The 17,502-nt window shown below is 62.0% G+C and carries 16 protein-coding genes and 1 pseudogene; all 17 read left to right on the forward strand.

Annotation, left to right across the window (positions count from 1 at the left end):
- A pseudogene (locus tag Q0526_RS12745) lies at nt 1–302 on the forward strand (hypothetical protein); the annotation flags it as partial.
- Nucleotides 299–1,216, forward strand: coding sequence for an alpha-1,2-fucosyltransferase (locus tag Q0526_RS12750; RefSeq protein ID WP_298734242.1), 918 nt, complete (start codon nt 299–301; stop codon nt 1,214–1,216). The pseudogene Q0526_RS12745 and the gene Q0526_RS12750, both read left to right, overlap by 4 nt.
- 22 nt (nt 1,217–1,238) lie before the next feature.
- Entirely contained in the window at nt 1,239–2,246 is a 1,008-nt protein-coding gene (locus Q0526_RS12755) for a glycosyltransferase family 2 protein (protein WP_298734244.1), read from the forward strand.
- A gap of 6 nt (nt 2,247–2,252) precedes the next feature.
- Nucleotides 2,253–3,785, forward strand: coding sequence for an oligosaccharide flippase family protein (locus tag Q0526_RS12760; RefSeq protein ID WP_298734246.1), 1,533 nt, complete (start codon nt 2,253–2,255; stop codon nt 3,783–3,785).
- Nucleotides 3,785–4,633, forward strand: coding sequence for a family 6 glucosyltransferase (locus tag Q0526_RS12765; protein ID WP_298734248.1), 849 nt, complete (start codon nt 3,785–3,787; stop codon nt 4,631–4,633). The genes Q0526_RS12760 and Q0526_RS12765 overlap by 1 nt, the downstream gene beginning before the upstream one ends.
- Complete coding sequence (locus tag Q0526_RS12770) at nt 4,630–6,351, forward strand: hypothetical protein (protein WP_298734250.1); 1,722 nt, start codon at nt 4,630–4,632, stop codon at nt 6,349–6,351. The genes Q0526_RS12765 and Q0526_RS12770 overlap by 4 nt, the downstream gene beginning before the upstream one ends.
- A gap of 73 nt (nt 6,352–6,424) precedes the next feature.
- On the forward strand, nt 6,425–7,222 hold the full coding sequence (locus Q0526_RS12775) for a glycosyltransferase family 2 protein (RefSeq protein WP_298734257.1): 798 nt from the start codon (nt 6,425–6,427) through the stop codon (nt 7,220–7,222).
- Nucleotides 7,223–7,234: 12 nt separating this feature from the next.
- Nucleotides 7,235–8,263: an NAD-dependent epimerase/dehydratase family protein gene (locus Q0526_RS12780; RefSeq protein ID WP_298734258.1), complete on the forward strand. Its 1,029-nt coding sequence runs from the start codon at nt 7,235–7,237 to the stop codon at nt 8,261–8,263.
- Nucleotides 8,264–8,281: 18 nt separating this feature from the next.
- Nucleotides 8,282–9,034: an NTP transferase domain-containing protein gene (locus tag Q0526_RS12785; RefSeq protein ID WP_298734259.1), complete on the forward strand. Its 753-nt coding sequence runs from the start codon at nt 8,282–8,284 to the stop codon at nt 9,032–9,034.
- A 24-nt stretch (nt 9,035–9,058) separates the two neighbouring features.
- Entirely contained in the window at nt 9,059–10,687 is a 1,629-nt protein-coding gene (locus Q0526_RS12790; protein WP_298734260.1) for a hypothetical protein, read from the forward strand.
- A complete protein-coding gene (locus Q0526_RS12795; protein WP_298734261.1) occupies nt 10,684–12,612 on the forward strand; it encodes a lysylphosphatidylglycerol synthase transmembrane domain-containing protein in 1,929 nt (642 codons plus the stop codon). The genes Q0526_RS12790 and Q0526_RS12795 overlap by 4 nt, the downstream gene beginning before the upstream one ends.
- A gap of 16 nt (nt 12,613–12,628) precedes the next feature.
- The gene (locus tag Q0526_RS12800) at nt 12,629–13,186 is read left to right on the forward strand and encodes an HAD family hydrolase (RefSeq protein ID WP_298734262.1); all 558 of its coding nucleotides are present in this window, start codon (nt 12,629–12,631) and stop codon (nt 13,184–13,186) included.
- Between the two features lie 102 nt (nt 13,187–13,288).
- Nucleotides 13,289–13,999: a gamma-glutamyl-gamma-aminobutyrate hydrolase family protein gene (locus tag Q0526_RS12805; protein WP_298734263.1), complete on the forward strand. Its 711-nt coding sequence runs from the start codon at nt 13,289–13,291 to the stop codon at nt 13,997–13,999.
- Between the two features lie 96 nt (nt 14,000–14,095).
- Nucleotides 14,096–14,299 (forward strand): hypothetical protein, encoded by a 204-nt coding sequence (locus Q0526_RS12810; protein ID WP_298734264.1) that lies wholly within the window; start codon nt 14,096–14,098, stop codon nt 14,297–14,299.
- 139 nt (nt 14,300–14,438) lie between these two features.
- Complete coding sequence (locus Q0526_RS12815; RefSeq protein ID WP_298734265.1) at nt 14,439–15,272, forward strand: MYG1 family protein; 834 nt, start codon at nt 14,439–14,441, stop codon at nt 15,270–15,272.
- Nucleotides 15,269–16,168 carry a GNAT family N-acetyltransferase gene (locus tag Q0526_RS12820; protein WP_298734266.1) on the forward strand — a complete coding sequence of 300 codons (900 nt, stop codon included), beginning with the start codon at nt 15,269–15,271 and terminating at the stop codon, nt 16,166–16,168. The genes Q0526_RS12815 and Q0526_RS12820 overlap by 4 nt, the downstream gene beginning before the upstream one ends.
- Before the next feature lie 256 nt (nt 16,169–16,424).
- Nucleotides 16,425–17,502 (forward strand): argininosuccinate synthase (locus Q0526_RS12825; protein ID WP_298734267.1); only part of this gene is annotated, 1,078 nt, incomplete at its 3' end.

Consider the following 17,502-nt stretch of genomic DNA (forward strand, 5'->3'; position numbering starts at 1 on the left):
TCGACCTGTTTTTGCTGCCCAGCAACTTTGAGGGCAGCCCCGTCACGCTGGTGGAAGCCCAAGGCTGCGGTGTGCCGTGTCTGGCCTCCACCAATGTGCCGGACGACGGCGCCGTGACCGATCTGGTGCATTTTCTGCCGCTGGACGCCCCCCTCTCGGACTGGGCGGCTACGGCCCAGCAGATCGCCGGTCACGGCCCCCATGCCGACCACTGGGCGGAACTGGCCGCCGCCGGGTACGAGCTGCACACCGCCGCCGCCCGGATGGAACAACTCTATGACCAACTGGGAGGCCGCCGATGATCTACGCCGAACTGGCCGGGGGACTGGGCAACCAGATGTTCATCTATGCCTTTGCCCGGGCACTGGGCCTGCGCTGCGGCGAGGCCGTCACCCTGCTGGACCGGCAGGACTGGCGGAACGGCGCCCCGGCTCACACGGTCTGCGCTTTGCAGGAACTGAACCTCTCGCCGGAGGTAACGATCTGCAGCGAGCCGGGCTTTGCCAAACAGCACCTGCCCCGGCAGAACGCCGCCAAGGCGCTGATGATCAAATACGAGCAGCGCCGCGGCCTGCTGGCCCGGGACTGGCACCGTTGGGAGCAGCGCTGCGCCCCGCTGCTCAACCTGCTGGGGCTGCACTTTGCCACCGACGGCTACACCCCGGTGCACCGCGGCCCGGCCAAGGATTTTTTGGCGTGGGGGTACTTTCAGGGCGAAGCCTATTTTGCCGATTTTGCCCCGGTGATCCGGCAGGAACTGCGGGCTAAGCAGCCCCCCACCGGGCCGGAAGCCGACGCCATCCGCACCGCCGCCTACCCGGTGGCGCTCCACCTGCGCCGGGGGGACTACTGCAAGCCGGAAAACGAGATCTTGCAGGTCTGCACCCCGGCCTACTATGCCCGGGCGGCCGCCGCGGTGGCCGCCGCCCACCCCGAAGCCACCGTCTTTGTCTTTTCCGATGACGTGGACTGGGCGAAGGAACATCTGGACACCGCAGGGCTGCCTACGGTGTTTCTGCCCCGGGGGGACGCGGTGGGGGACCTGAACCGGATGGCCCTTTGCCGGGGGTTCATCCTCAGCAATTCCACGTATAGCTGGTGGGGGCAGTATCTGGCCGCGCCGGGGCGTGCCGTCTGGGCGCCCGACCGGTGGTACGCCCACACCAAACAGACGGCGCTCTACCAGCCCGACTGGCAGCGCATCGAAACCCGATAAGCAAAGAAAGGAGGGGGCCGCTGTGCCGCAGTTTTCCATCATTATTCCGGTGTATAACGTGCAGAACTATCTGGCGGCCTGCGTCAAAAGCGTGGCCGAGCAGGAAGGCCCCCGGGACTGGGAGTGCATTCTGGTGGACGACGGTTCCACCGACCTGTGCCCCCAGCTCTGTGACGCCTTGGCAGCCGAGATCCCCGGCGTGCAGGTCATCCACCGGAAAAACGGCGGTCTGGCCGCCGCCCGCAACAGCGGCCTGCGGGCCGCCACCGGGGACTGGGTGCTGTTTTTGGACAGCGACGATGCCATGGCGCCGGGGCTGCTGGCGGCGCTGCGCCGGGAACTGGCGGCCCACCCCGGGTATGACTGGTATGTGGGCAAGCATCTGGAATGGCTGCCCGACGGTACCCTGACCCCCCACGAGGGGCTGCGGCTGCTGCCCGGCCCCTTCGACAGCACCGACTGTGCCCAGCGGCTCCACGCTTTGTACGAGGCCGGGCACTGGTCGGTGTGGAAATACTGCCTGCGCCGGGCTTGGCTGGCCGAAAACGACCTGCGCTTCTGGCCCGACGTGCGCTGGGCCGAGGACTGGCCCTTTGACCTGCTGCTGCTGACCAAATGCGAGGGGCTTTACTTCCTCGATGTGGTCTTTACCCATTACCGGGTAGGGCGGCCGGGGAGTCTTCTTACCGACGCGAAAAACCTGCCCAAGCGGTTCAAGGCGTTGGCCGCCGCCCAGCGGCATCTGGCGGCGCTGGCCGCCGCCGGCCATGTGGACGGTGCCACCTACGCCGCCATGCAGGACGCCGCCGCCGATGTGTTTTGGCCTCAGGCCCGCACCGCCGCCGTCACCGACAAAACCCTGCGCCGGGCCTGTCTGCCCTATCTCAAGCAACTGCGCCCCCTTTACACCCACGGCACCGAGGTCAACACTCGCCGGGATTGGCGGCTTTTCCGCACCTTGCTGCGGCTGTTCGGTCCCCGGTTCACCTTATGGCTGGCTGCCCGCCGCCAAAACGGTAAGAAAGGATAACCTGTTTTGCGAACCAGACGTACCCTGATCAATATGGCCTATGCGGTGGGCTCCAGCTTGCTGTTGCTGCTGCTGGGCCTTGTCACCCGGCGGCTGTTGGTCTTTAACTTCGGCACCCAGATCAGCACCGCCTCGCAGGTGGTCACCCAGCTCTTCAACTTTTTCTCCATCGCCGAATTTGGCGTGGGCAGCGTCATCAGCTACCGGCTGTATGAACAGATCGCCGCCAAAAATGTGGAGAAAATCAGCAAGTACATGTCGATGTACAAGTGGGCCTACCGGGCGGTGGGCCTTGCCATCGCTTTGCTGGCCCTGCTGGGCGCCGCTGCCCTGCCTTGGATCATGCCCGACGTGCCGCTGGTCACCGGCTACACGGTGTACGGTCTCAACGTGGTATCCACCCTGTGCAGCTACTTCTTGGTCACCCGGCGGCTTATGTATACCTGTACCCAACAGGGGTACCTGTGTACCCGCATCGACTTCTGCTTCAACGTCCTCACCTCGCTGGCCAAGATCGCCGTTTCGCTGTGGTGCCCCAACTATGTGCTCTACTTCAGCGTGGCTATCGTCTGCAACGTCTGCGCCAATCTGGTGGTGGCACACCGCTTCCGCAAGGACTTCCCCTATGTCCACGATGTCAAGGTTACCTTAAAGGACTTCAAGGACTTGGGCATCTTCCACGACCTGCGGTACTATCTGGTCCACCGGCTCTCCAACACCATCTACGGCTCGTCGGATACCATCGTCACCGCCCGGATGGGCGGCTCGGTCCAGACCACCCTGCTGGGCAATTACACCAACATCTCCACCAGCGCCACCGATCTGGGCAACAAGATCATGGACAGCTTTGCCGCGGCCATCGGCAACATCGTCTACGACAAATCCGCCGCCGCCAACGACCATGACAAACAGGTGTTCTGGGGCATGGACCTGCTCAGCTACCTCTTCGGCAGCTTTGTGGCCACCGCCTACTTCTGCCTGTTCCAGCCCTTTATGGAGGCATGGATGGGCCCCGACTGGCTGCTGCCCATGGGCTTTGTATTGGTCTTCAGTCTGAACGAGTACGTGGGCTGGAACCACCGTATGCTGGGCAGCTACCGGGCGGTGCTGGGCCACTTTGAACAGGACCAGTGGTTTATGGTGACCTCCGCCGCCGTTAACCTGCTGCTGAGCTTTGCGCTCTTCCCGCGGTTTGACATCACCGGCGCTCTTATCGCCACGGTGGTGGCCCACTGCATCATGTGGGCGGGGCGCATCGTGGTGGTGTTCCGGCGGTATATGCAGGGCAGCATGGGCCACTATTTGCGGATGCAGGCGCTGCACCTTGTTACGCTGGCCATCTGCATGGGCGGCACCTGGGCCTTGTGTGAGGCGGTGCCCATCCGGGGCTGGCTGGGGCTTTTGCCCCGGGCGGTGCTGGTCTGTGTGGTGCCCAACCTCTTCAATCTGGCGGTCTACGCGTGGGGCCGGGATGCCGCCTACCTGCGCCAGTATGCCGTCGGCGTGTGGCAAAAACTCAAACACAGAAGGAGCGCATAATGCCAACGATTGGGATGCTCTACCTTTGCACCGGAAAGTACACGGTGTTCTGGCCGGAATTTTACCGCAGCTTTGAACAGAACTTTCTGCCCGGCTGCCAAAAGGAATACTTCGTCTTTACCGACGCCGACCACATCGAGGCCGAGGACGCCGCCAACGTTCACCGCATCTACCAGCAGGCCTACGATTGGCCATACAGTACGCTGCGGCGGTTTTCCATCTTTCTGACGCAGGAAACCGCGCTGGCGGCTTGTGACTTTCTGTTCTTCTTCAACGCCAATCTGGTCTGCCAAAAGACCGTCACGGCGGCGGAGTTCCTGCCCCGGCCCGAACAGGGCGAAGACTTGCTGCTTGTCCAGCAGCCGGGGTTCTGGAACAAGAAACCGCTGTTTTATTCCTACGACCGCAACCCCAAAAGCACCGCCTACATCCCCTACAACTGTGGGCGGGACTATGTGTCCGGCGGGCTGAACGGCGGCACGTCGTCGGCGTTTTTGGCCCTTTGCCATGAGCTGGAACGCCGCACCGAGCTGGATCTGGCCCACGGGGTCATCGCCCTGTGGCATGACGAAAGCCAGCTCAACCGCTACGCCGCCGAGCGCAGTGACTACCGGCTGCTGACCCCCGCCTACTGGTATCCCGAGGGTTGGGACCTGCCCTTTGAGGCAAAGATCGTCGTGCTGGACAAGGCCCGCTTTTTTGATGTGGCGGCGGTTAAGCACAAGGACGGCCGCCCCCGCAGTTGGTTCGCCCGTAAGTGGGAAGCCTTTGGGGAAAACTATCTGCCCTATCTGTGGTACGCCCGGGACGCGCTGCTCCACAAACGGCTGAAAGGGGAGGAAAGATGATGTCCAAACCCGCCGTGCGCGCCGCTTGGGGCGCGTTGGTGCTGGCCTGCCTGTTGGTGATGGTGCGGCAGATCTTTGTGGGGCTGGAAATTGACGAAGTCTACGCCCTTTCGCTGGGCTTCCGGCTGGTGCAGGGGGACCGTCTCTTCGCCACCATGTGGGAACCCCACCAACTCTGCGCGCTGCCTCCGGCAGTGCTGCTGGCCCTTTATATCGCGGTGACCGGCACCACCACCGGTGTGCTGGTCTTTTTCCGGGTGGTCATGCTGGTCTGCAAGGCCGCCATGAGCTGGGTATTCTACCGGGAATTTCGGCGGGAACTGGGCCGCCCCGGGGCCGGGCTGGCTGCTTTGGCGTTGCTGCTCTATGCGCCCAAGTGGTTCTTGGGGCCCGACTACACCGGTCAGCAATTTTACTTTACCGTGGCGGCTTTTCTCTGCTTCCACCACTATCTCACCCGGGGGTTCCGCCGCCCGTGGCTGGTGGTGCTGGGGGCAGTCTGCGCCTGCTTCAGCTTTTTGGCCTATCCCCAAAGCGCTGCCACGTTCCCGTTCCTCTGGATCGGTATGGTGGTGCTGGGCCGCCGGGGCGGCGAACGCCGCTGGCTGGGCCTGCCCCGGGGGGCATGGCTGCTGCTGGGGAGCTGTGCCGTCTGCGGCGGGGTGTTCCTTGTCTGGGCGCTGCAAGGCATGGGCTTTGATCTGGCCGCCTTCCTTGCCCGGGTGAAACTGATCCTCGACGACCCTCAATACGGCTTTACCGCCGCCGAGCGGCTGGCCCAGTTGGCCCAGCAGGCACTGCCGGTGGCGCGCAGCCTGCTGTGGCCGCTGCTGGCCGCATTGGCCGTAGGGGCGGTGGTGCGTTGGCGCAAAGGCGCACTGCCCGGCGGGATTGCCGCGCTGCTGGGGCTGTGGACTCTTTTTGCCATGCTGCAATGCACGGTGCGGGCCGTGGCCGATGCCAGTCTGGACGAACGGCAGTTCCTGCCCGTGCTGGTGCTGGCCGGGGCGTGGGCGTTCTGGCGGGGCCGCCGCCTGCCCGGGGCTGGGCCGCTCTTCTGGCTGGGGTATCTGCCGGGGCTGGCGGCTTACCTGTTTATTGTGCGGTCTACCGTACTGGGACTGCCTGCTACCTTTTTGTATCTGACTTGGCCGGCCCTTTGCGGCCTTTTGCTGCTGGCCCAAAGCGAACCCCAAGGGGTGCGGCGCATCGCCCAAGGATGCTTGGGGGCGCTGGTGCTGTTTTTGGCGGTCTGCCGGCTGTGGTGCGTGCAGACCACCGGCTGGAAAGCCCACTCGGTGGCCGACACCCCGCTGGTGCGCATCCAAAACGGCCCTGCCAAGGGGATCTGGGCCGATGAGAAGGCCGCCGATATGCAGGAATGCCTTTACCAAGCGCTGGCACCCTACGCCGGACAGGCGGTGCTACAAGCCATCGGGGAACAGAACGGTCTGGGCTTTTTGATGGCGGACGGCACCCTGACGGTGGCGCAGGCGTCGGTGATCTCCGGCACCGACAGCGACCCCCGTTTTGAAACCTACTACACCATGGTGCCCGACAAACTGCCCGATGTGATTTTGTATGACGACGCCGAAGTGCGGGACATGGACGCCTTCCACGCATGGCTGGAAGAAAACTTTGCCATCACCGACCGGTATACCGTGACCTACGGTACCGCCAGCCTGCAAGTGCTGGTGGTGGATGGCTGGGCTGCGTGACGTTGCGGCCCGCGGCGTTTTGTGCTATGCTTAAACCGAATCCCGCCCCCTCGGGTGGAAAGGAGCCTGACTGATGGAAAAATTGCTGGTATTCATCCCCGCGTACAACTGCGCCAAGCAGGTGCCCCGGGTTTTGTTCCAACTGCTGGACCCCCGGGTCAAGCCTTGGGTAGGGGAGTGCATCGTGGTCAACAACCGTTCCACCGACGACACCGAGGCCGCCGTGCAGGATTGGCGCCGTCGTCACCCCGACTTGCCGGTGCGGCTGCTCCGCAACGACGAAAACTACGGGTTGGGCGGCAGCCATAAGGTGGCTTTCGGCTACGCGGCGGACCACGGATACGAACATATGGTGGTGCTTCACGGCGACGATCAGGGGGCCATTGCCGACCTGCTGCCCGTGCTGGAAAGCGGCAGCTACCGGCAGTATGACTGCTGTCTGGGGTCCCGGTTCATCCGGGGCAGCCGCATCAAGGGGTATAGCTGGGTGCGGGTGCTGGGCAACCACGGCTTCAATGTGATCTTCACGCTGGTGGCTCGCCGCCATATCACCGACTTGGGCAGCGGCCTCAACCTCTATGCGGTGGAGCCCCTCAAGACCCGGTACTACCAAAAATTCCCCGATACCCTGTATTTCAACTGCTGCATGATCCTCACCCAGTGCTATCTCAAGCAGAAGCTGATGTTTTTCCCCATCAGCTGGCGGGAGGAAGATCAGATCAGCAATGTAAACAAGCTCACCAGCTTCGGGTTGATTTTGCTCAAGCTGTGCGGGCAGTATCTGCGCAGCCCCAAAGCCTTTGTGGCCCGGGAATGGCGCAGCAAAGTCATTGACGCATACACCTACACCGAGATCCCGGTGCAGCAATAAGGAGGCTTTTGTATGAAAGTTCTGGTAACGGGCGCCGCCGGGTTTATCGGCGGGCAGCTGTGGCATCGGTTGTGGCAGCGCGGCGACGAGGTCGTGGGCATTGATAACTTCTCCTACGGCAATCTGGACAATCTGAAATTCGACGACCATGACTTCGGCGGCGAGGTCCGCCGGATGGATATTCGGGACCGGGAGGCCATTCCGGCCCTGTTTGAGGCCGAAAAGTTTGATGTGGTGTACAACATTGCGGGCATCGCCCCGCTGCCCGACTGCCAGAGCGACCCTGTGCAGGCGGTGGAAGTGAACACCTTGGGCCTTGTGCATCTGTTGGAATGTGCCCGCCGCACCGGCGTCAAGCAGGTGGTGCAGGCTTCCACCAACGCTATGTATGAGAACGAGACCGAGTTCCCCACGGTGGAGACCTCTTTCCACACCCCCACGCTGATCTACCCCAACACTAAGTACTGCGGCGAGCGGTTCTGCCAGAGTTTTGCCGACACCTACGGCATGACGGTGACCTGCCTGCGGTTTGCCAACGTCTACGGTCCTCACATCGACTGTCTGCGCAAGCAGCCGCCCTTTGTGGGGTATATGATCCGGGAACTGTACTACGGCCGCACGCCGGAGTTCCATTCCGACGGCAACCAGCGCCGGGACTATATCTATGTGGATGACCTCATCGATCTGGCTCTGCGGGTGGTGGAACATCCCCAGCCGGGCTTTGACGCGGTGAATGTGTCCAGCAACCAGAGTTACTCGGTGCGGGAACTCTATGCCATCGCCTGCCGGCTGATGGGCAAGGACATCGAGGCAAAATACTGCCCCACCAGCCACTACTGGGCCAAATACCCCGAGCTGTACGGCGGGGCCTACGGCATCAAGCCGGAGATCCTCGACCACGAGGTGAACAAGTTCAGCCTCTGCGACAACGCCCACGCCAAGGAAGCCTACGGCTGGGTGCCGCAGGTGGACATTGAAACGGGTCTGGCCCGGGTAGTGGAAACGGAATGCCGGATGCTGGCCGAACACGACAAGGCCTGACACAAAAGGAGAAACGGTATGGCCAAACTGCATCTGATTCTGCCCATGGCGGGCCGGGGCAGCCGCTTTTTTGAGAATGGCTTTGTCTGCCCCAAACCCCTCATCGAGATCCACGGCAAGCCCTTCTTCTACTGGGCGGCCCGCAGCGTGGAAAAGTTCGTGGACTGCGCCGACCTGACCTTTGTGGTGCTGGAGGAGCATATCCGGGACTTTGCCATCGATAAGAAGATCCGTGCCTACTGGCCCGAGGCCCGCATTGTGGCCCTGCCGGAAGTCACGGCGGGGGCGGCGATCACCGCCCTGAAAGGCGCCGAGGGACTGCCCGACGGGGAACCGCTGCTCTTCAATGACTGCGACCACCTGTTCTTGTGCCGTTCCTTCTACGATTTTTGTGCTGCGGAAGATTTCGCCCGCGGCCCGGCGGGGGCGCTGCTGACCTTCCAGAGCGATTCTCCCGCGTACAGTTACCTGCAATACGGCGCCGACGGCAACGTCTGCCATACGGTGGAAAAGCAGGTGGTCAGCCATGACGCCATCTGCGGGGCCTACTATTTCCAAGACAAAAAGACCTACGCCGATGCCTGCCAAGAATACCTGCATGCCTGCGCGTACAAAGAATTTTTCGTGTCGGGCATCTACAATGTACTGGCGGTCCACGGGGCGGCGGTGCAGGGCTTTGCCACAGACCTGCATCTGCCCTTCGGCACCCCCGACGAGTATCGGGCGGCCGAAGCCCCCGCCAACGATGCCGCTTTTGCGGCGCTGCAATAAGCAGCGTCCCCCAAGGAGAACACTATGGTAACAATCCCCAAACGTCTGCGCTGGGAAGCGCTGACCGCCGTGGTCTGGTGTCTGGTGACACTGGCCACCGACCGGCTGTTTTTCCGCTATGATTGGCGCACCCCGGCGTTCTTTGTGTATAAGATCCTCTTTGTGCTGGCAGCTTTTGCCGTGGTGCATGGGCTGGTCACACTGGTGGATAAGGTCCGCCGCCGGGATGCGTTTATCCTCTGCTGGCTGCGCTGGATGCTGCCCTATCTGGCGGTGACGCTGGTGGTGCTGCTTATCGTCTGGCCGGGCTGCTGGGGCAGCGACGATCTGGACGTGCTGTACAAGGCCCGTACCCTGACCCCCGCCCCATGGCAGAGTTTTCTGACCAGTGCGGTGTTTATCCTCTGCCTGATGTTTCTGCCCCTGCCCGGCGGGCTGGTACTGATCCAGACGCTGCTCATCGCCGGGGTGGTGGGCTTCTTTTTGGCGGCGGCCCAAACCTTGGCCGCCCAGCGGCTGCGCCGCCCCGTGGCAGCGGGGTGGTTCGCCATCCTGTACCTGCCCTTTTTGCTGCCGCCGGTGGTGCTTCATGACATGCAGCCCTTCCGCACGACCTGGGCTACTTGGACCGAGCTGTTCACCGTGGCGCTGCTGGTGTGGTGGCATGCCCGGGGCGAGCAGATCACCCGGGGTAAGCTGGCGTGGTTCACCCTGTTGGGATTCCTGACTGCGGCTTGGCGCAGCGAGAGTATCTACTATCTGGTGGCGCTGCCGGTGCTGCTGGCCTTTTTGGTCCACAAAAAGGCGGTGCGTCCGGTGGGCGCAGTGGTCAGCAGCGTGGTGATCGTGGCTGCCACACTGGTCAGCACGGCCTACAACAACCGACTGATGGGCGATGCCTGGACTTACCAGAATGTGGCGCTCTGCTATCAGGCGGCTGCACTGGTGCAGGACGCCGACCCGGTGGAGGATGCCGAGGAACTGGCTATGATCGACCCCGTCTACGATGTGCAGGCTTGCCGGGAAAATTCCAACCTCCACGGACCGGAACTGCGCACGCTGGTGACCCGCAGCATCTATACGGTGACCGAACAGCAGTGGAGCGACTGTAAAAAAGCCATCGTCCGTCTGGCGCTGAAGTACCCCAGCTCGCTGCTGCGGGAACGGATGGGCATGTTCCTCAACACGGTGGAACAGCAAGAAACCAACTCCAACCAAAAGCTGGTCTTTGCCTCCACGGTGCTGGTCTATTCTGATGACCCCGACGGTATGGGAGAGGCACAGAAAGACTTTTTGAACGACAGCGTGGCCGTCTATCCCATCAACCAAACGCTGCGGGAAGACTTCATCATGTCGCTGTCCTACCGCACCGAGTTTCTCTTCGGGATCCCGGCGGCTACCTGGCTGATGCTGCCCTCCTTCGGGCTGTTCGCCGCGGCGCTGGTGGTGCTGCTGGTGCGCCGCCGCTGGATGTGGTTCTTTGCGGCAGGGGCCATCTTCGCCCGCATCCCGCTGGTCTTTTTGACCACCCCTGACACCTATTTCATGTACTATCTCACCCCCTATATTGCGGGGTATGCCCTTACGGCGGCAGGCATCGTCTACGCCGTGCTGTGTTGGAAGAAAAAGCAGGAAAGAGGAAAGGCACAATGATACTGGCGTATTGGCTGCTGGCAGTGGCTCTGGTTCTGGCCGGCCATGCATTCCGCCTGTTGCGGTGGGAGCAGTTCGTCCGCATCTATGAGCGGCCCCAGCGCGGCGCCATGCTGCGAGGCATGGCAGGCGGCTACGCCGTTAACACGCTGCTGCCCCTCCATCTGGGGGATGTGTTCCGGGCGGTCTTTGTGGGCCGCCGGATGAAATCCGGCGTGGGCTTTGCGCTGGCCACCGTTATCATGGACCGGTTTCTCGACGTATGGTTTGTGGCGCTGGGCTTCGGTACCTTCGTGCTGCTGGGACAGGGCGGTGCTTCGGTAGAGGCAGCGGCCCGGTACTATCTGGTTTTCGCCGTGCTGCTGGCGGTGGCCCTCGTGGTCGTCGTGGCCCTGCGGGACAGCATCAAACGGGTCTGCCTCGCGGTCTGCGGCATCTTCAACGATACCCTCAAGCTGGACGGCATGGTTTTCTGCTGGAGCCTGATCAATACCTTCAAGGACCTGCGGCGGATCAATCTGCTGCGTTTGGCGGTGAACACCGCCGTCATGTGGGTGGCCTATCTGGCTTCCTATACGGCGCTGGCCGCCGCGATGACCACGGCCGGTCAGCCCATGGCGCTGGTAGAGGTCTTCGACACCCTTTTTGGCCGTTCGGCGGGGGATCTGCGGGCGGTGCTGCCCGGCGGTTCGCTGGCCGGGACCCCTTGGGCAGTGCGGGCACTGCTGGTGGGGTGGTTCTTGGCACCGTTGGTGGTCATGTGGCTGGCCACCCTGCTGCCCGCCCGGGTGCGGGGTGTGGTCAATCAGGCCACCGCTGCCGCTCCCGCTGGGGAAAGCTACCTCAACCTGCTGCCCCAAGCCGACCCGCAGGACCGGGCCGTGTTTTTGAGCCAGTATTTCGGGCTGCAAAATAAGGCGTGGGTCAACCGGTTCCTGCAGATGAATCAGGACATCACGATTTTGCAGGATTTTTCGGCAGGGTCCAACGCCACCACCATGCTCTGCATGGACAAGACCCACACCTTCTACCGCAAATATGCCTTCGGTGCCGACGGCCAAAAGCTGGCCGAACAGCTCCACTGGCTGCGGGCCCAGCAGGACCGGCTGCCCCTGTGTGAGATTCTGCGCACCGGTGAGGACGCCGACTGCTGCTGGTATGATATGACCTACGAACCGCAGGCGGTGGGGATGTTCCGGTACCTCCACTCCAACCCGGTGGAAAAAAGCGCTGCCGTCCTTCACGCCGTGTTGGATACACTGGAAGAAAAACTCTACCGCCCCACGGCGGTGGCCTCCGACCCGGAGAAGATCGAGCAGTACATCGCCAAAAAGGTGGACGGCAACCTGCAAAAATTGCGGGAGGCTCGTTCCCTGCACGAGCTGATGGCTGCCCCGACTCTCTGGATCAACGGCAAGGAGTACAAAAACCTGAACCAACTGAGTTGGATGTTCGACCATGAACGGCTGCGCACCCTGTTTGCCGCCGACCCGGTGTCCACCATCCACGGGGACCTGACCATCGAGAATATCATCTGCCGCACCGACGACACAGGCTGGTATCTCATCGACCCCAACACCGGCAATCTGCACGAAAGTCCCTTCCTTGATTATGGCAAACTGCTGCAAAGCCTGCATGGCGGGTACGAGTTTATGATGATGACCCCCCGGGTCACCGTGCAGGGCAATCACATCGACTTCGCCCTGACCCGTTCCGCGGCCTACGACGCCCTGCTGGCCGACCTGTTGGCAGATTTGGGCCGCCGTTACCCCGCCGAACAGGTGGACAGCATCCTCATGCACGAGGTGGTCCACTGGCTGCGGCTGATGCCCTATAAACTTTCCAAGGACCGCAAGCGGGCGGCCATGTTCTACGCCGGGCTGGTGATGGTGGCCAATGACGCCGCCGACCACGCCCGCCGCTGAAAGGAGTTTTCCCCCTATGCTGATCTGCGTCGATCTGGACGGTACTTTGCTGGACACCGTGCCGGCCAACGCGGCCTCCTACCGGGCTGCGCTGGAGGAACTGGGCTACACCGTCAGTGACGAATACTACGCTGCCCACTGCAACGGCGGCTACTACAAAGATTTTCTGCGCCCTCTGATGGGCGGCGACCCCGACCCGACCGATGTGGAACGGGTCCATGACCGCAAAAAGGAATTGTACAGCCAGTATCTGGACGCGGTGCGGCCCAACCGGGCGCTCTTCGAGCTGCTGCAGTCCCTGCGGGCCGCGGGCAACCGGCTGGCCTGTGTCACCACCGGCAGCCGCCGCAATGCCACCGAGGTGCTCAGCCATTTCGGCTGTGTGTGCTGGTTTGACTTGGTGCTCACCAGTGAGGATGTGACCAAGAGCAAGCCTGACCCGGAAGGATACTTGAAGGCGATGGAACATTTTGGCGTCACCCCGGCCGAGACGATGATCTTTGAGGATTCGGGGCTGGGGTTGGAGGCGGCGCTGGCCAGCGGCGCGGCGGTGTTCAAGGTGGAGGCCTTTTAAATCCCCCTTGACGAATGCGCCCGGGTGCGCTACAATGACAACCATGCAAGGCGAAGAGGCCCGTTGGGCGCTCTTCGCCTTTTTTACAGGGAGGAACTACCTATGCAAAAGAAAAAACGCCCGCTGATCGGCATTGTTCCGCTGATGGACTACCAGCGCGCCAGCTACTGGATGCTGCCCGGCTATATGCAGGGCATTGAGCAGGCGGGAGGCATTCCGATCATGCTGCCCCTGACCGATGACGAGGCGGCGCTGGCCCAGTTGGCGGACAACTGCGACGGTTTTTTGTTCACCGGCGGGCAGGATGTGACGCCTGCGCTCTATGGGGAGCCGGCCACCGAACTCTGCGGCGAGACTAGCCCGGAGCGGGACAAGATGGAGAGCAAACTGCTGGCGCTGGCCCGGGAACTGGACAAGCCGGTGTTGGGCATCTGCCGGGGCATTCAGTTCCTCAATGCAGCGCTGGGGGGCACTCTTTGGCAGGACCTGCCCGTACAGAACCCCTCGGAGGTCAACCACCATCAGACCGGAGCCTATGAGGCCCCCATCCATATGGTGCAGCTACTGCCCGGCACGCCGTTGACCGACCTGCTCCATAAAGAAACCTTGCCCGTGAACAGCTACCACCATCAGGCTATTCGGGTATTGGCGCCGGAATTGGTGCCGATGGCCCAAGCCTCCGACGGCATCATCGAGGCCGTCTATGAGCCGGGGCGCCGGTTCGTCTGGGCAGTGCAGTGGCACCCCGAGTTTTCGTATAAGGTCAATGCCGACAGCCGCAAGATCTTTGCGGCCTTCGTGGGGGCTTGTTGACCGATTCTTTACGCAAAAATGACCGGAATACGATAGATTTCGCGGGCAAAAGGCGGTATACTGAGGGCAATGACCTACATACGGGAGGAACCGCCTATGCTGCCCTGCCAAACCAACTGTCCGCATTATTGCCAAGGCTGCCACAAGACCTGCGCCGCTTGGCGCGACTTGCAGCGGCACCAACACGAGGAGCAGCAGCGCAAGAAGGAATATCTGCGCCGCGCCAACGAGGCTTGCCGCCAGATGCTGCACATCTACTGGCAGGCGGGCGGGTATCTAGGACCGCAGATGGGGCACTGAAATACAATCGCCGCCGGAAAGGCGGGCCGCACGGGGAGACAACGGGTGCGGTCCGTCTTTTTTTGCGGCAAAACGGGGTGCAGCCCCTTGCGGGATGTGGTATAATGACAAGAAAAAAGCAAATCAGGAGAGTACGGTTATGAAGATACCCGCAAACGGCTTTACCCACGGCGGCAAGTTCCACGCCGACGATGTGTTTTCCACGGCGCTTTTGCAGATCGTGCGGCCGGACATCAAGATCACCCGGGGATTTACGGTGCCCGACGACTTCGAGGGCATCGTCTATGACGTGGGGGGCGGCCTGTTTGACCACCATTCCGAACCCCGGGAGACCCGTCCCAATGGGGTGCCTTACGCGGCCTTCGGGTTGCTGTGGCGGGTGCTGGGCGCCCAGTTGGTGGGGGAGCATCAGGCCCGCCTGATGGACGAAAACTTCATTCAGCCGCTGGATCTGAACGACAACACCGGCGAGCAGAATTCGCTGGCCGATGCCATCGGCAGCTTCAACCCCTTGTGGGATTCCAAGGCCGACCCCGACGAGTGCTTCTGGCGGGCGGTGCCGGTGGCCAAGACTATTTTGGAAAATGAGATCGCCGCCGCCAACGCGGTCAACCGCGCCGACGAGACGGTGCGCCGGGCCTATGCCAATATGCGGGACGGCATTGTGGTGCTGCCCGCCTATATGCCTTGGAAAAACGGCCTCTACAAGACCGATGCCCTCTTTGTGGTATATCCCAGCCAGCGGGGCGGCTACAGCGCCCAGTGCGTCACCGACCACCGCACCAAGCGCAGCAAATTGCCCTTCCCCCCGGCCTGGGCGGGTAAACCGGAAGAGCAGTTGCGCCAGATCAGCGGGCTGGGGCTGCGGTTCTGCCATCCCAGCCGGTTCCTGATCACCGCCGACGATAAGGCCACCGCCATCGAGGCCTGCCGCCGTACCTTGCGGGCTGCGGGCCGCCCGGTCAGCGAATGAGCGGCGAACATCTAGGCCCGTCGCCCAGCTTGGCGGCGGACCGGCTGGCCTATGACCCGGCATGGGTCTACCTGCTGCGCTGTACCGACGGCAGTCTGTATGCAGGGTGGACCAACGATTTGGCCCGCCGCCTCCATGCCCACCGCACCGGGGCGGGCGGCGCCAAATACACCCAAAGCCATGGCAAAGCTGCCGTGCAGCTTGTTTATGCCGAAGCTTGTGCCGATAAATCCGCGGCCCTCAAGCGGGAGGCTGCCCTCAAAAAACTGCCCAAGGCCCAAAAGGAAGCGCTGGCGGCAGACTGGGCTGCCCGCAGCCGCCTGACACTGCGGATGGCTACCCCCGACGATGCGGCGGATGTGATGGCCCTCTATAACTGGTATGTCACCCACGGCACCCAGACCTTTCAGTACGAACCCTCCACCGAGGCAGACTACCGGCAGAACATTACAGAGGTGCTGGAAAAGGCTCCTTTCCTTGTGGCCTATACGGCGGATGGCCGGCTGGCGGGGTATGCCTGCGCCCATCCATGGCACACCCGGCGCTCCTTTGCTTGGGATGTGGAAACCACCGTCTACTGCGCCCACGATGTGGTAGGGCAGGGCACCGGCCGCAAACTGTACACGGCGCTGCTGGAATTGCTGCGCCGACAGGGCTACCACAATGCCTTTGCCCTCGTCACCCGGCCCAACCCCCAGAGTGACGCCTTCCACAAGGCACTGGGCTTCACCCGCTATGGGGTGGAGAAAAACAGCGGCTACAAGTTCGGCCGCTGGCTGGATCTGGGCTACTGGGCCTACCCCCTCAACCCGCCCGCTGACCCGCCTGCCCCGGTGCGGCTCCGCCTGCCAGACGCCGAAATGGCTGCGGTGCTGGCGGAATGCACGGATGCATAAACCCTCAAATGGAAAAAATCCCGGTGACCCGTCGGAATCTGGCTATAAAAATGAATATTCATGCATAGGGTCGCATGGGATGACAAATCCTTTGTGCAGAACACATAGAAAGCTGTAAAATGTGGAAATTCCTTTGTGCGTTTTTTCACTTGTCTTTTGCATAAAAAGCTGTATAATATACAGTATTGAATGAATAAATATTCAGCAGCGGCAAGCAACCGACCCCGGCGCTGACATACTAGGAGAGGGAATCATTATGAAAAAGAACAAAGCGGACATCAAGAAAGTTGTACTGGCCTACTCCGGCGGTCTGGATACCTCCATCATCATTCCTTGGCTGAAAGAAAACTACAACAACTGCGAAGTCGTCGCTGTTTCCGGTGACGTGGGACAGGGCACCGAGCTGGACGGTCTGGAGGAGAAGGCTCTCAAGACCGGCGCTTCCAAGCTCTACGTGCTGGACCTGAAGAAGGACTATGTGGAAAACTACATCTGGCCCTGCCTGAAGGCCGATGCCAAGTATGAGGACTACCTGCTGGGCACTTCCCATGCACGTCCCTGCATCGCCAAGGCGCTGGCCGACATCGCCAAGCAGGAAGGCGCCGACGCCATCTGCCACGGCTGCACCGGCAAGGGCAACGATCAGGTCCGTTTTGAGCTGACCCTCAAGGCGATGGCGCCCGATATGGCCATCATCGCCCCCTGGCGGGAGTGGGACATCAAGAGCCGTGACGAGGAGATCGACTACGCCGAGGCCCACAACATCCCCCTGAAGATCAACCGCGAGACCAACTACTCCAAGGACAAGAACCTGTGGCACCTGAGCCATGAAGGTCTGGATCTGGAGCAGCCTTCTCTGGAGCCGCAGTACAACAAGCCCGGCTTCTTGGAGCTGGGTGTCAGCCCCGAGCAGGCCCCCGACACCCCGACCTACGTCAAGATCCACTTCGAGAAGGGCATCCCCACCGCCGTGGACGGCAAAGAGATGGACGGCGTGGCGCTGATCGAGTACCTGAACAAGGTGGGCGGCGCCAACGGCATCGGCCTGCTGGACATCGTGGAGAACCGCTTGGTGGGCATGAAGAGCCGCGGCGTCTACGAGACCCCCGGCGGTGCCATCCTCTACAAGGCCCACAACGTCTTGGAGACCATCACGCTGGATAAGGAGTCCTTCCACTTCAAGGAGATCATTGCCCAGAAGATGGGCGAGCTGGTCTACAACGGCCAGTGGTTCACCCCCCTGCGGGAAGCCATCAGCGCCTTCACCGACGATCTGCAGAAGACCGTCACCGGCGATGTGACCCTCAAGCTCTACAAGGGCAACATGATCAACG

This window comes from uncultured Subdoligranulum sp. (assembly GCF_937890665.1).